The 14,769-nt window shown below is 41.3% G+C and carries 11 protein-coding genes; 10 read left to right on the plus strand and 1 reads right to left on the minus strand.

The genetic code is table 11. The features are described from left to right. On the minus strand, positions 1–1,446 hold the full coding sequence (locus ABKJ27_RS02685; RefSeq protein WP_410011982.1) for a UDP-N-acetylmuramoyl-L-alanyl-D-glutamate--L-lysine ligase: 1,446 nt from the start codon (positions 1,444–1,446) through the stop codon (positions 1–3). A gap of 105 nt (positions 1,447–1,551) precedes the next feature. Between ABKJ27_RS02685 and ABKJ27_RS02690 the strand changes: the two genes are divergently transcribed. The 10 genes from ABKJ27_RS02690 (at position 1,552) to ABKJ27_RS02735 (ending at position 14,697) form a co-directional block, all read left to right on the plus strand. Continuing rightward, positions 1,552–3,177, plus strand: a complete 1,626-nt coding sequence (locus tag ABKJ27_RS02690) for a putative polysaccharide biosynthesis protein (RefSeq protein WP_261102051.1) — start codon at positions 1,552–1,554, stop codon at positions 3,175–3,177. 191 nt (positions 3,178–3,368) lie between these two features. Further along, the gene (locus tag ABKJ27_RS02695) at positions 3,369–5,327 is read left to right on the plus strand and encodes a peptide ABC transporter substrate-binding protein (protein WP_410011983.1); all 1,959 of its coding nucleotides are present in this window, start codon (positions 3,369–3,371) and stop codon (positions 5,325–5,327) included. 318 nt (positions 5,328–5,645) lie between these two features. Beyond that, positions 5,646–6,101: a hypothetical protein gene (locus ABKJ27_RS02700; protein ID WP_410011984.1), complete on the plus strand. Its 456-nt coding sequence runs from the start codon at positions 5,646–5,648 to the stop codon at positions 6,099–6,101. Positions 6,102–6,265: 164 nt separating this feature from the next. After that, the gene (locus ABKJ27_RS02705) at positions 6,266–7,360 is read left to right on the plus strand and encodes a cystathionine gamma-synthase (protein ID WP_410011985.1); all 1,095 of its coding nucleotides are present in this window, start codon (positions 6,266–6,268) and stop codon (positions 7,358–7,360) included. Between the two features lie 7 nt (positions 7,361–7,367). Continuing rightward, positions 7,368–8,534: a MalY/PatB family protein gene (locus ABKJ27_RS02710; RefSeq protein ID WP_410011986.1), complete on the plus strand. Its 1,167-nt coding sequence runs from the start codon at positions 7,368–7,370 to the stop codon at positions 8,532–8,534. 92 nt (positions 8,535–8,626) lie between these two features. Next, complete coding sequence (locus ABKJ27_RS02715) at positions 8,627–11,725, plus strand: DEAD/DEAH box helicase (RefSeq protein WP_410011987.1); 3,099 nt, start codon at positions 8,627–8,629, stop codon at positions 11,723–11,725. A 47-nt stretch (positions 11,726–11,772) separates the two neighbouring features. After that, positions 11,773–12,390, plus strand: coding sequence for a hypothetical protein (locus ABKJ27_RS02720; RefSeq protein ID WP_001206454.1), 618 nt, complete (start codon positions 11,773–11,775; stop codon positions 12,388–12,390). A gap of 10 nt (positions 12,391–12,400) precedes the next feature. Further along, complete coding sequence (gene murC, locus ABKJ27_RS02725) at positions 12,401–13,735, plus strand: UDP-N-acetylmuramate--L-alanine ligase (RefSeq protein ID WP_049502115.1); 1,335 nt, start codon at positions 12,401–12,403, stop codon at positions 13,733–13,735. A 9-nt stretch (positions 13,736–13,744) separates the two neighbouring features. Then, positions 13,745–14,206 carry a GNAT family N-acetyltransferase gene (locus tag ABKJ27_RS02730; protein ID WP_247949356.1) on the plus strand — a complete coding sequence of 154 codons (462 nt, stop codon included), beginning with the start codon at positions 13,745–13,747 and terminating at the stop codon, positions 14,204–14,206. Further along, positions 14,203–14,697 carry a GNAT family N-acetyltransferase gene (locus tag ABKJ27_RS02735; protein ID WP_247949355.1) on the plus strand — a complete coding sequence of 165 codons (495 nt, stop codon included), beginning with the start codon at positions 14,203–14,205 and terminating at the stop codon, positions 14,695–14,697. The genes ABKJ27_RS02730 and ABKJ27_RS02735 overlap by 4 nt, the downstream gene beginning before the upstream one ends. The last annotated feature ends 72 nt before the right edge of the window (positions 14,698–14,769 follow it).

Genomic DNA, 14,769 nt, shown 5'->3' on the forward strand with positions numbered 1-14,769 from the left:
TTACAAATAATTTTCTGCGACGGCTGCATCTCCAGGATAGGCTTCTTTCTTTCCTTGGACGATTTGGTAGCAATCGGCTCCCTTGCCAGCAATAATAACTGCATCTAATTCGTGATTTGTGATAGCCATAGCTGCCTTGATGGCCTCTTGGCGATCCGCAATTTTTTCAACAGGATGATTGATGTAGCTACTAATTTCATCTGCAATGGCCATTGGGTCTTCGTAGTTGGGGTCATCAGCAGTCAGAAAGACTTGAATCTCAGGGTGCTGATTGAGGAGGAGGCCAAAGTCCTTACGACGGCTTTCTCCCTTATTGCCTGTCGAACCGAGAACCAGAGCAATTTTTCCAGTTTGATGAGTTTCAACCACATTGATGAGTTTTTTGAGACTGTCACCGTTGTGGGCATAGTCGATGAAGACCTTGGATCCATTTTTCTGAGTGAGGACTTCCATACGACCAGGAACACGGGTTGCAGCGATTCCTTTTTTGATGTCTTCAAGACTAGCTCCGAGACGGAGGCAGGCAAGTCCAGCAGCAACTGCATTTTCTTGATTGAAGTGGCCAATGAGTTGGATATCATAGTCTCCAGCTAATTTCCCTGTAGCTGAGAAGCTAAAGGCTTTGGAATTTTCGATTTGGTTGCTCGACTGACTACCGTAGAAATCATGGTCTTGATCTTCTACTTGTTCTTTCAAGACAGAAAAGTGGTCCATGTCACTGTTAATGATGACTGCTCGGCTATTTTTCATCAAGAGCCGCTTGTGGTAGAAGTAGTCTTCAAAGCTAGGGTGTTCAATCGGGCCGATATGGTCTGGACTGATATTGAGGAAAACTCCCACATCAAAGGTTAGACCATAGACACGTTTGACCAGATAGGCCTGACTGGATACTTCCATGATGAGGTGGGTACGGTCATTTTGCACAGCCTGATTCATCATATCAAAGAGGTCAATACTCTCAGGGGTTGTCAATGCAGACTTAAAGAAAGTCTTGCCATCTAGAGTTGTATTCATAGTCGAGAGCATAGCCGGTCGATGCTCTTGAGATAAGATGTTATAAGCGAAATAGGCTGCTGTTGTCTTGCCCTTGGTTCCAGTGAAGGCAAGGAGTTTGAGTTTTTCCTGGGGATTTCCATAAAATTCCATGGCAATCAAACTCATAGCTTTCTTGATATCACTGACGATAATAGCAGGAATACCAACTTCATAGTCTTCTTCAGCCACATACCAACCGAGGCCTTGAGAGATGGCAGAAATCAGAAATTCCTTCTTAAAGGCAGCCCCCTTGACGAAAAAGAGGCTCTTCTCTTTGGCCTTGCGGCTGTCATAGCAGATGGTGTCAAACACGACATGACTGTAGTTGTAGTGGTAGTGTCCTTGGTCGATAATCTCACGGAAGAGACCATCATTCTTTAAAATATCTAATACGGTTTCAATCTTAATCATACTTTCTATTGTAAACCGAAAGTCGCAAATTTACAAGTGACAAGGAAAAGTTTATAATGGAAGATGAGGAGTTTTTCCTAGTTATTAAAATTAAATGAGGAATCTATGTCTAACGAAAACAATCACCAGCAGGCCCAGATGTTACGAGGGACTGCTTGGTTAACGGCTAGTAACTTTATCAGTCGTCTACTCGGGGCCATTTATATTATCCCCTGGTATATCTGGATGGGGTCTTATGCGGCTACAGCAAATGGTCTCTTTACTATGGGCTACAATATCTATGCTTGGTTCTTGCTGGTTTCAACAGCAGGTATTCCAGTTGCGGTGGCCAAGCAAGTAGCCAAGTACAATACCATGCGAGAAGAAGAGCATAGCTTTGCCCTGATTCGGAGCTTTTTAGGCTTTATGACGGGACTTGGTCTGGTCTTTGCACTAGTCTTGTATCTCTTTGCTCCTTGGCTAGCAGACTTATCGGGTGTGGGGAAAGACCTGATCCCCATCATGCAGAGCTTGGCTTGGGCGGTCTTGATTTTCCCATCTATGAGTGTTATCCGAGGTTTCTTCCAAGGGATGAATAACCTGAAACCTTATGCTATGAGCCAAATTGCTGAGCAGGTCATTCGTGTTATCTGGATGCTCTTGGCTACCTTTATGATTATGAAAATGGGCTCAGGAGATTATCTAGCAGCGGTTACCCAATCCACCTTTGCTGCCTTTGTCGGCATGGTAGCTAGTTTTGCAGTTTTGATCTATTTCCTTGCCAAAGAAGGATTACTTAAAAGAGTCCTTGAAACAGGAGATAAGATTAATAGTAAGCGTCTCTTGGTTGATACCATTAAGGAAGCCATTCCTTTTATCCTGACAGGGTCTGCTATCCAGCTTTTCCAGATTTTGGACCAGATGACCTTTATCAATAGTATGAGTTGGTTTACCAACTATAGTAATGAAGACTTGGTTGTCATGTTTTCTTATTTCTCAGCTAATCCTAATAAAATCACTATGATTTTGATTTCTGTTGGGGTTTCGATTGGGAGTGTAGGCTTGCCACTTTTGACTGAAAACTATGTCAAGGGAGACTTGAAGGCGGCTTCTCGTCTAGTTCAGGACAGCATTACCATGCTTTTCTTATTCCTGCTGCCTGCAACGGTTGGAGTAGTCATGGTAGGAGAACCTCTCTATACTGTCTTCTATGGCAAGCCAGATAGTTTGGCTATGGGCTTGTTTGTCTTTGCAGTTTTGCAGTCTACTATTTTAGGCTTGTACATGGTCTTGTCTCCCATGCTTCAAGCTATGTTCCGAAATCGCAAGGCAGTTCTCTATTTTATCTATGGTTCCATTGCCAAGCTGGTCTTGCAACTTCCAACCATCGCTCTCTTCCACAGTTATGGACCTTTGATTTCAACAACCATCGGACTCATTATTCCTAATGTTTTGATGTATCGGGATATTTGTAAGGTAACAGGTGTTAAGCGCAAGGTGATTTTGAAGCGAACCATTTTAATCAGTTTGTTAACTCTTTTCATGTTTCTAGTAGTTGGGACATTGCAGTGGATTTTAGGATTTGTTTTCCAACCAAGTGGACGTTTGTGGAGTTTCCTATACGTAGCTCTTGTCGGTGCCATGGGGGGAGGAGTTTACGGATTCTTGAGTCTTCGTACCCGTCTATTAGACAAGGTGATTGGACAAGCCCAAGCTAATCGCCTAAGAGCAAAATTAAGAATTTCTCAATAATTTTTCATAAATAAAAGGGATAATTTGAACATTTCTATCATGGAATGCTTAAATTATTCTCTTTTTTATTATTTTGTAGAATAATTTCTATAGTTTGTAGATGTAATGATTAATTTTTTTAAAAAATCTATTGACTAAATAAAACATGAGTTGTATAATAAGACAAATATTTAAATCAGGAGGTTCTGGAGATGAAAAAGTCTAAGGCCAAGTATGCGGCACTTGCAGGTATCGTGTTAAGTGCAGGTATTTTATTAAGCGCGTGTGGAAGTTCTAGCACAGGGTCAAAAACATATAACTATGTTTATACCAGTGATCCGTCTAGTTTGAATTATCTAGCAGAAAACCGTGCAACGACCAATGATATCGTGGTTAATTTGGTAGATGGGCTCATGGAAAATGACCAGTATGGAAACTATATTCCATCTTTGGCAGAGGATTGGAGTGTTTCTAAGGACGGTTTGACCTATACCTACAAACTGCGTAAAGATGCTAAATGGTATACTGCAGATGGAGAAGAATATGCTCCTGTAACTGCCCAAGATTTTGTAACTGGTTTGAAATATGCAGCAGATAAAAAATCCGAAGCCTTATACTTGGTTCAAGAATCCGTTGTTGGTTTAGATGACTATATCAACGGGAAAACAACAGACTTTTCAACTGTCGGAGTCAAGGCTCTTGACGACCAAACTGTTCAATATACCTTGACACGACCAGAATCTTATTGGAACTCAAAAACAACTTCAACCATTCTCTTCCCAGTCAATGCGGATTTCTTGAAATCAAAAGGGGATGATTTTGGGAAGGTAGACCCATCTAGCATTTTGTACAATGGACCTTTCTTGATGAAATCCTTTGTTTCAAAATCTGTTATTGAATTTAAGAAAAATCCGAACTACTGGGATGCTAAAAATGTCTTTGTAGATGATGTGAAATTGGCTTATTATGATGGTAGTGACCAAGATGCACTAGCTCGTAACTTTGTTGAGGGAGCTTATAGTTATGCTCGCCTTTATCCAAATAGTGCAAGCTTTGAAGGTATTAAAGAAAAGAATAAGGACAATATCATTTATAGTTTACAAGATGCTACTTCTTACTTCTTAAACTTTAACCTAGATAGAAAATCTTATAAATTCACTTCCAAGACAAGTGATGCTGAAAAGAAATCGACTCAGGAAGCGGTTCTTAATAAAAACTTCCGTCAAGCCATTAACTTTGCCTATGACCGTACAGCGTACGGGGCTCAATCTCAAGGAGAGGATGGTGCAACTAAGATTTTACGTAACCTGGTCGTTCCTCCAAACTTCGTAAGTATCAATGGAAAAGACTTTGGTGAAGTAGTTGCGTCTAAAATGGTTAACTACGGTAAGGAATGGCAAGGAATCAACTTTGCGGATGCCCAGGATCCATACTACAATGCTGAAAAAGCCAAGGCTAAATTTGCTGAAGCTAAGAAAGAACTCCAAGCTAAAGGAGTCCAATTCCCTATCCATTTGGACATGACAGTTGACCAAGCTGCTAAACAGGGTGTTCAAGAGGCAAATTCTATGAAGCAATCTATTGAAGCAGCTTTAGGTGCAGAAAATGTTGTAATTGATATTCAACAACTTACTACTGAAGACTATGATAATACAAGCTATTTGGCTCAGACAGCAGCTCAGAAGGATTATGATCTATACAATGGTGGTTGGGGTGCAGATTATCAAGATCCTTCAACCTATCTTGATGTCTTCAACCTTAATTCTGGTGGTTTGTTGCAAAATCTAGGTTTAGAGCCAGGTGAAGCCAATGATAAGGCCAAGGCTGTTGGACTGGATGTCTACACTCAAATGTTGGAAGAAGCCAATAAGGAACAAGATCTTGCAAAACGCTATGAAAAGTATGCTGATATCCAAGCGTGGTTGGTAGATAGCGCTTTAGCGATTCCAAATGTTTCTAAGGGTGGAACACCAACATTGAGAAAAGTTGTTCCTTTCTCAACACCATATTCGTTGGCTGGTAATAAAGGTATCGAATCATATAAATACCTCAAAGTACAAGATAAGACAGTCACTAAAGAAGAATATGAAAAAGCCAAAGAAAAATGGCTGAAAGAAAAAGAAGAATCCAATAAAAAAGCCCAAGAAGAATTGGCAAAACATGTCAAATAAGGATTTTTCAAGAAAAACGATGGTTTCTGAGGAAACTGTCGTTTTTATATAGAATGATGGCAAATTTTTGAAGGAAAGTGCTTACATTTTTTAAATTGTTTATCAAATTTATGATATAATGAATATAATAAAAGTTGTGAGAAGTTATTTTTTTAAATCCTCTTCCAGTGTCAATTGAAGTATGTACATTCTAGAATAATTTTATAGGAGGGATGCTATCTACTATAAATGTAAGATAAAACGCAACAAATGATAAGTTCTTCTTTTATACGAAGAGTACTTATCTGCCTATTTACTAATAGTTATGGAGGTAATATCATGGGCGCTATTATGGAGTTTGCGACAGAAAAACAGATTGCATCATTTCTTTCGACTTGTCATATCGAGGTGCAAAAGAATTTTCTGATGGCTTTTAAGAAAAAGACATGGCTGAAATCCTTTATTGATTTTTTCATTATAGGAGGAAGTTACTATGTTCAGTCGAGTGTGAAGCCTAAGATTCTAGCCTTCACACCTAAGGGGATTTACTTGATGGACATCAGTGATGTAACAGAAAATCGTTCTAATCAAGTCGTGGAGATGCCTTGGAATCAAGTCAAAGATTTTACTTATAAGAAAGTCTTGAATACAGTTAGGCTGAACTGGCACTATCAAAATGAAGACTATATTTTTTCCGTGGATGTAGGTCAGATTGGTCAGCATGTGGGCCAGTATCAATTTAACAAGGAGCATTGTGACTATTTAGCCCAACACGCTTTCTTTCAGTCAAAGTAAACTCTAGCAATCATTTTCACAAAAGAATCTGGAAGCTTTTCTGGATTCTTTTTAGCTTTACTCGATAAGTATATAGTTTGAAACTATAACTAGCTCTTGAAAAGAAGAAAATGAGTTGATGAAAATAAGTGGTACAATAGTTACTATAGATTTGGAGGTATTGTATGAGCAAGGAATTACACATCAACACAATTTTGGCCCAGGCGGGTATCAAGTCAGATGAAGCGACAGGTGCATTGGTGACACCGCTTCATTTTTCGACGACTTATCAGCACCCAGAATTTGGTCAGTCTACTGGATTTGACTATACGCGTACTAAAAACCCAACTCGTAGCAAGGCTGAAGAAGTCTTGGCAGCTATTGAGTCCGCAGACTATGCCCTAGCTACTAGCTCAGGGATGTCAGCTATTGTACTGGTCTTTAGCGTCTTTCCAGTAGGAAGTAAGGTCTTGGCTGTTCGTGACCTTTACGGTGGTTCTTTCCGCTGGTTCAATCAAGTGGAGCAGGAAGGCCGTTTCCATTTTACCTATGCCAATACGGAAGAAGAGTTGATTGCCGAGTTAGAGAAGGATGTGGATGTTCTCTATATCGAAACACCAACCAACCCTTTGATGTTGGAATTTGATATTGAAAAACTAGCAAAATTGGCTCATGCTAAGGGTGCAAAAGTAGTTGTGGACAATACATTCTACAGCCCTATCTACCAACGTCCGATTGAAGATGGTGCGGATATCGTTCTCCATTCAGCAACCAAGTATCTAGCAGGCCACAATGATGTCTTGGCTGGAGTGGTTGTGACCAATAGTTTAGAACTATACGAGAAGCTTTTCTACAATCTCAATACGACAGGAGCAGTCTTGTCACCATTTGACAGCTATCAATTGATTCGTGGTCTCAAGACCTTGTCTCTTCGTATGGAACGCTCAACAGCCAATGCTCAAGAAGTGGTTGCCTTTTTGAAGGATTCTCCAGCAGTTAAGGAAGTTCTCTACACTGGTCGCGGGGGCATGATTTCCTTTAAAGTAGCAGATGAAAAACGCATTCCTCATATTTTGAATAGCCTCAAGGTCTTCTCCTTTGCGGAAAGTTTAGGTGGGGTGGAAAGTCTTATTACTTATCCAACGACACAAACTCATGCCGATATTCCAGCAGAAGTGCGCCATTCTTATGGTTTGACAGACGACCTCTTGCGCTTGTCGATTGGGATTGAAGATGCTAGAGATTTGATTGCAGATTTGCGCCAAGCATTAGAAGGATAAGACAAAGATGGGAAAATATGATTTTACAAGCCTGCCCAATCGTTTAGGGCACCATACTTATAAATGGAAAGAGGCGGAAACGGATAGCGAAGTCCTACCAGCTTGGATAGCGGATATGGACTTTGTAGTCTTGCCTGAAATCCGCCAAGCCGTGCAAAGCTACGCTGATCAATTGGTTTATGGTTATACCTATGCCAGTGAAGAGTTAATTAAGGAAGTTCAAAAGTGGGAAGCTACACAACACGGTTACCACTTTGACAAAGAGGCTCTTGTCTTTATCGAGGGTGTGGTACCAGCCATCTCAACAGCCATTCAAGCCTTTACAAAAGAAGGTGAGGCTGTTTTGATTAACACACCTGTCTATCCACCTTTTGCTCGCAGTGTCAAGTTGAACAATCGTAGATTGATTACCAATTCTTTGGTGGAAAAGGATGGTCTGTTTGAGATTGACTTTGACCAACTGGAGAAGGATTTGGTGGAAGAGGATGTCAAACTTTATATCCTCTGCAACCCTCACAATCCTGGTGGACGTGTTTGGGAAAAAGAAGTCTTGGAAAAGATTGGCCAACTCTGCCAGAAACACGGTGTTTTCTTGGTTTCGGACGAGATTCACCAAGATTTGGCCCTCTTTGGTCACAAGCATCATTCCTTCAATACCATCAACCCTGACTTTAAAGAATTTGCTATCGTCTTGAGCAGTGCCACTAAAACCTTTAACATCGCTGGGACAAAAAATTCCTATGCAGTCATTGAAAATCCTAAGTTGAGAGCGGCTTACCAGAAACGTCAGTTGGCTAATAATCAGCATGAAATCTCAGGTTTGGGTTATTTGGCGACAGAAGCTGCCTATCGCTATGGGAAGGATTGGCTAGAGGAACTCAAGCAAGTCTTTGAAGACCATATCAATTATGTGGTGGATCTATTTGGTAAAGAGACTAAAATCAAGGTCATGAAACCGCAGGGAACCTACTTGATTTGGCTTGATTTTTCAGCTTATGACCTGACTGATGAAAGATTGCAAGAGCTTTTGAGGAATGAAGCCAAGGTTATCCTCAACCGTGGTTTGGATTTTGGGGAGGAAGGAAGTCTCCATGCCCGCCTCAATGTAGCCATGCCTAAATCTCTGTTGCAAGAAGTTTGTCAGCGAATTGTGACGACTTTTGCTAAACTTTAAAAATCCAGCCTTCTAGGAGAAAAGTATCCTTAGAAGGCTATTTTCGTGGACGAAAATATGGTATAATAAAAAGATAAGGTAAAGGTAGAAATATGGCTAAATTGATTCCGGGGAAAGTCCGTATCGAAGGCGTTGCCCTTTATGAAACTGGTAAAGTTGACATCATCAAGGAAAAGAACAATCGGCTCTATGCTCGCGTTGCAGAAGAAGAACTGCGCTATAGTCTAGAGGATGATTTGGTTTTTTGTGCTTGCGATTTTTTCCAAAAGAGGGGCTACTGTGTGCATTTGGCGGCGCTGGAGCATTTTCTGAAAAATGATGAGCGTGGCCAGGAAATCTTGCAGAGTCTGGAAGAAGGTCATGAAGAAAAAGAGGACGTTGAAACCAAGGTGACCTTGGGTGGCAAATTTTTGGAACGAATCTTGACCTCAAAATCAGACCGCTCCTATGAGTTGTCGGCTGTGGGACAAGTGGAAGCAGGAACTAATCATATCTTGTGGACCCTGAGAATCGGGCAAATCAATAGTCAAAAATACTATGTCATTCGGGATATTCCTCTCTTTTTAAGAGTTGTTGAGAAGAGAAAACCTTATATGATTGGAAAAACTTATGAGGAGTCTCTGTCTTGGGAAGCCTTTGATGAGGCCAGTCAAGAACTTATTACTTTCTTGCGCGGACTAATAGAGGAAGGAACGACTCCAGACCTCTTTTTCCAAAACCAAGGTCGGCATCTCTTTTTCCCTCTGACCTTTTTTGAGCAGGGTGTGAATTTATTGATGAGCTTACCCCATTTTCAATTTGACCATCAAGTAGATAGTTACCAAACCATGCTCTTTCAGGATATGAATGCGGATGCTAATCTATTTGCCTTTACAGTAACAGAATACTCTGACTATTTTGAAATGGAAATCAGCGAGAGCCCCAGGATCAATGTCTTTTATCAGGGAGCTGTGCTGTTTCATAAAGGACAGGTTTATTTTCTAACAGATCAGCAGACGCGTCTTCTCCAGGAAATTAAAGCGCTGCCTTTGGATCAGCATGGAAAGAAATATCTGCAATTTGATAGCAGTGACCGAGATAAGTTGGCTTCCTGCCTAACTCTTTTTAGTCAAATGGGCACCGTTTCATCGCCAGAACGCTTACAAATCAAATCCTTTGCGCCCTCTTTTTACTTTGACAGGGAAGAGGACAATCGGATTCGTTTAGAAATTCAGTTTGATTATGGAGACAGCCAGGTCTCTAGCCGACAAGAGCTGGAAGAATTGCCATTTTCGAGTGATGCTAACTTAGAAGAAAAAATTTTCCAAGTTTGTCTGGCTGCGGGCTTTGAAGCAGATTTTCAATCTTGGCGTCAGGCCTTAAAAGCGGAGTCTGTCTATCATTTCTTTCATGACATCATTCCAGTTTTTGAAAAACTCGGGAATGTTGATTTATCAGACAAGATAGAAGAGCTTTATAGTCTAGCAAGCCCTCAAGTGCAAATTGCTTCCAGGGGAGGTCTCTTGGAAATCCAGTTTGATTTTCAAGATATCGCCCAAGAGGAAATTGACCAAGCCATGCAGGCCTTGGTTGCCAATCAAGATTTTTATATCGATTCGTCTAATCAAGTCTACTTTTTCGACGAAGAAACCAAGAAAATTCGCCAAAATTTACAGGAACTGGGGCAATTTGAACTAAAAGATGGCTCCTTACAGGCTCGGAAATCCTTGGCCTACAGTTTAGCTCATCTCTTTGAAGGGCGAGACCGTGTTTCTTTCTCACAAGAATTCCAGAATTTGGCCCACGATTTGACGCATCCAGAGGACTTCCCTCGACAAGCAACTCAGGTTAAGGCTGATTTGCGAGATTATCAGGAAAAGGGAATCGGCTGGCTGCAAATGCTCCATCATTATGGTTTTGGTGGGATTTTGGCTGATGATATGGGATTGGGGAAGACCCTCCAGACCATTGCTTTTTTGACCAGCCAAGTGACAAAAGAAAGTCGAGTCTTGATTTTAGCTCCGTCGGGTTTGATCTACAACTGGGCAGATGAATTTCAGAAATTTGCTCCACAGTTGGATGTGGCTGTTGTTCATGGTTTAAAAGCTAGTCGTGAAGAGATTCTTGCTGAGAGCCATCAAATCTATGTGACGAGCTATGCTACCTTCCGTCAGGACAGTGATCTTTATCAGGGGATGGCCTTTGACTTCCTTTTCTTAGATGAGGCTCAGGTCATGAAGAACGCCCAGACCAAGATTGCTCAGACCTTGAGACAATTTGTGGTTCCGTCAGTTTTTGCCTTGTCAGGGACACCGATTGAAAACCATCTGGGTGAGTTGTGGTCTATTTTCCAAATCGTCATGCCGGGACTTTTGCCAAGCAAGAAAGAATTTATGAAATTACCAGCTGAGCGCGTTGCTCAGTTTATCAAACCTTTCGTGATGCGACGTAAGAAAGAAGAAGTTCTGACTGAATTACCAGACTTAATCGAAGTGGTTTATAAAAATGAACTGGAAGACCAGCAAAAGGCTATTTACCTAGCCCAGTTGCAACAGATGCGAGACCGTCTGGCTCAAGTGTCAGATCAGGAATTTCAGCGAAGTCGTGTGGAAATCTTGTCTGGTCTGATGCGCTTGCGTCAAATCTGTGACACTCCTGCCCTCTTTATGGAAGATTATCAGGGAGCCAGTGGCAAACTGGATAGTCTTCGAGACCTGCTACTACAGGTGGCAGACGGCGGACACCGTGTCTTGATTTTCTCGCAGTTCAAGGGAATGTTGGAGAAAATTGAACAAGAATTGCCAGACTTGGGCTTGACTTCCTTTAAAATTACCGGTTCGACCCCAGCCAAGGAAAGACAAGATATGACCAAAGCCTTTAACCAAGGGGAAAGAGATGCCTTTCTGATTTCCCTCAAGGCTGGTGGTGTCGGTCTGAATCTGACAGGTGCTGATACGGTTATTTTGGTTGACCTTTGGTGGAATCCTGCGGTGGAAGCGCAAGCTATTGGCCGTGCCCATCGGATAGGTCAGGAAGAAACGGTTGAGGTTTATCGCTTAGTGACCAGGGGAACCATTGAAGAAAAAATTCAGGAACTCCAAGAACAAAAGAAACATCTAGTGTCACAAGTATTGGATGGAACAGAGTCACGTGGCAGTCTCAGCCTAGCAGAAATTAGAGAAATTTTGGGAATTTCTGAAGCCAGCACTTGAAAAATCAAGACAATACGCTATAATGAAGTGTTGAAAGGAAATAGAAAATGAGAGAAGAACGATTTCCATTGGTGTCAGATGATGAGATCATGTTGACTGAGATGCCGGTTATGGACCTCTATGATGAATCTGACTTTATCAGTAATATCAAGGGAGAATACCGTGATAAGAATTATCTGGAGTGGGCCCCTATTACTGAAGAAAAACCAGTAAAACAGATTGAAAAGCTAGTAGAGAAACCTAAGAAGGCTGGTTTAGGAGTTAAAAAAGAAGGAAAAAGCTATGCGGAGGTGGCGCGTGAAGAAGCGCGTGCGGACTTGAAAAAGAAACGCTCAGCAAGTTATCTGACTAAGGATATTACTCCTACAAGGCGCCCTTCTCAGCAACGTTTGGATAGACAGGGTAATCAACCTACCGCGCCTTTCCAAAAGGAAAATCCTGGCGAATTTGTCAAATACAGTCAAAAATTGACTCAGTCTCATTACATCTTGGCGGAAGAAGTGAACAATATGTCGACTCAAGCTGAGCCAAAAGAAACTTCAGGCCCAAAGAAAAACAATTATGATTTTCTGAAGAAGAGCCAAATCTACAATAAAAAGAATCAACAAAAAGAACAAGAACGTCAGGTTGCCCAAGAGTTGAATCTGACAAGAATTACGGAATAGGGGAGAAAACATGTCAAAGACATATCATTTTATCGGAATTAAGGGATCAGGTATGAGTGCCTTGGCCTTGATGTTGCACCAAATGGGGCATAAGGTACAGGGTTCAGATGTTGAAAAGTACTACTTTACTCAACGTGGTCTTGAGCAGGCAGGAATTACCATTCTTCCTTTTGATGAAAAGAATCTAGACGGTGATATGGAAATTATCGCTGGAAATGCCTTTCGTCCAGATAACAACGTCGAAATTGCCTATGCGGACCAAAATGGCATTAGCTACAAACGTTACCATGAGTTCCTAGGTAGCTTTATGCGCGACTTTGTTAGCATGGGAGTTGCTGGAGCGCACGGAAAAACTTCAACAACGGGTATGTTGTCTCATGTCTTGTCTCATATTACAGATACTAGCTTCTTGATTGGAGACGGGACCGGTCGTGGTTCAGCCAATGCCAAATATTTTGTCTTTGAATCTGACGAATATGAGCGTCACTTTATGCCTTATCACCCAGAATACTCTATTATCACCAACATTGACTTTGACCATCCAGACTATTTCACAAGTCTAGAGGATGTTTTCAATGCCTTTAACGACTATGCTAAACAAATTACCAAAGGTTTGTTTATCTACGGTGAAGATGCTGAATTGCGTAAGATTACGTCTGATGCTCCGATTTATTATTATGGTTTTGAAGCAGAAGGTAATGACTTTGTTGCTAGTGATCTTCTTCGTTCAACAACTGGTTCAACCTTCACAGTTCATTTCCGTGGACAAGACTTGGGGCAATTCCATATTCCAACCTTTGGTCGTCACAATATCATGAATGCGACAGCCGTTATTGGTCTTCTTTATACAGCTGGATTTGATTTGAACTTAGTTCGTGAACACTTGAAAACATTTGCCGGTGTTAAGCGTCGTTTCACTGAGAAAATTGTCAATGACACGGTGATTATCGATGACTTTGCCCACCATCCAACAGAAATCATTGCTACTTTGGATGCGGCTCGTCAAAAATATCCAAGTAAAGAGATCGTAGCAATCTTCCAACCGCATACCTTTACTAGAACTATTGCCCTGTTGGACGACTTTGCCCACGCTTTGAACCAGGCGGATGCAGTTTACCTAGCGCAAATTTATGGATCTGCTCGTGAAGTAGACCATGGTGATGTTAAGGTAGAAGACCTAGCTAATAAAATCAACAAGAAACACCAAGTGATCACTGTTGAAAATGTTTCTCCACTCTTAGACCATGACAATGCTGTTTACGTCTTTATGGGAGCAGGAGATATCCAAACCTATGAATACTCATTTGAGCGACTCTTGTCTAACTTGACAAGCAATGTTCAATAGGATTTTCCCATGGAAATTCCAATTAAGATCATTCAGGCAAGTAAGTCTGATTTGGCTGTGATAGAGGAACTTAAGGCTTCATCTTTTCCAGCTGAAAAGCAGCAACCTTCCCATATTTTAGAAGAAAGTATCCGTAAGTATGCGGATACCTTTCTTCTAGCTAGGGATGAAAATCAGCTTCTAGGCTATGTTCTCGGTGGTCCTCAGCCACATAATCCGCAATGTCTAGAAATGCATTCTTTAGTCATTGAGTCTGGCCATCAGAGACAGGGCTTGGGCACGCTTCTTCTTGCGGCTTTGAAAGATGTGGCAGTTAAGCTGGATTACAAAGCTATTCGTTTGAAGAGTCCTGATGAGTTGCTATCCTATTTTGAAATGAACGGTTTTATTGATGAAGAAACTTCGCTTTATGCAACTAGCCAGGGTTTTAGTATGATTTGGTTTAATCCCTTTTATCTGGAGGCACAATGAAAATCAGACAAGCAAGATTAGAAGATTTGGATCGTATCGTTGAGATTGAACTAGAAAATTTCTCGATTGAAGAAGCCATTCCTCGCTCTGTTTTTGAGGCGCATTTGCGAGAAATTCAGACCTCGTTTCTGGTTGCAGAAAAAGAAGGCAGAATCATGGGGTATATAGAAGGGCCAGTTGGACCACACCGCTATCTGCAAGATCAGTCTTTTACAGAAGCGATAGAAGATTATAGTCATGAGCCTGGTGGTTATATCTCTGTGACCTGTCTTTCTATTGCCGAGGAGGCACAGGGCCTTGGACTTGGTCAGAAATTACTAACAGCCTTGAAAGAGTTGGCTCTTGAACACAAAAGAGAAGGCATTAACCTAACCTGTCATGACTATCTCATCACCTACTACGAAAAGCATGGATTTGTCAATGAAGGCCAGTCTCAGTCAACCTTTGCAGGGGAAACTTGGTATGATATGGTCTGGGAAGCTAAAAAATAAGCTAGAAAAGCATGCTAAGTTGCTTTTCTTTCGTTTTTAAGATATAATATTATGGATTGTCAACGAGGAGGA

It is taken from the genome of Streptococcus sp. KHUD_011 (genome assembly GCF_046352925.1).
Taxonomy (GTDB): Bacteria; Bacillota; Bacilli; order Lactobacillales; family Streptococcaceae; genus Streptococcus.

Coding starts and splice junctions, on each gene's coding strand:
- ABKJ27_RS02685 (WP_410011982.1), bottom strand. CDS start 1,446: ATGATTAAGATTGAAACCGTATTAGATATTTTAAAGAATGATGGTCTC.
- ABKJ27_RS02690 (WP_261102051.1), top strand. CDS start 1,552: ATGTCTAACGAAAACAATCACCAGCAGGCCCAGATGTTACGAGGGACT.
- ABKJ27_RS02695 (WP_410011983.1), top strand. CDS start 3,369: ATGAAAAAGTCTAAGGCCAAGTATGCGGCACTTGCAGGTATCGTGTTA.
- ABKJ27_RS02700 (WP_410011984.1), top strand. CDS start 5,646: ATGGGCGCTATTATGGAGTTTGCGACAGAAAAACAGATTGCATCATTT.
- ABKJ27_RS02705 (WP_410011985.1), top strand. CDS start 6,266: ATGAGCAAGGAATTACACATCAACACAATTTTGGCCCAGGCGGGTATC.
- ABKJ27_RS02710 (WP_410011986.1), top strand. CDS start 7,368: ATGGGAAAATATGATTTTACAAGCCTGCCCAATCGTTTAGGGCACCAT.
- ABKJ27_RS02715 (WP_410011987.1), top strand. CDS start 8,627: ATGGCTAAATTGATTCCGGGGAAAGTCCGTATCGAAGGCGTTGCCCTT.
- ABKJ27_RS02720 (WP_001206454.1), top strand. CDS start 11,773: ATGAGAGAAGAACGATTTCCATTGGTGTCAGATGATGAGATCATGTTG.
- murC (WP_049502115.1), top strand. CDS start 12,401: ATGTCAAAGACATATCATTTTATCGGAATTAAGGGATCAGGTATGAGT.
- ABKJ27_RS02730 (WP_247949356.1), top strand. CDS start 13,745: ATGGAAATTCCAATTAAGATCATTCAGGCAAGTAAGTCTGATTTGGCT.
- ABKJ27_RS02735 (WP_247949355.1), top strand. CDS start 14,203: ATGAAAATCAGACAAGCAAGATTAGAAGATTTGGATCGTATCGTTGAG.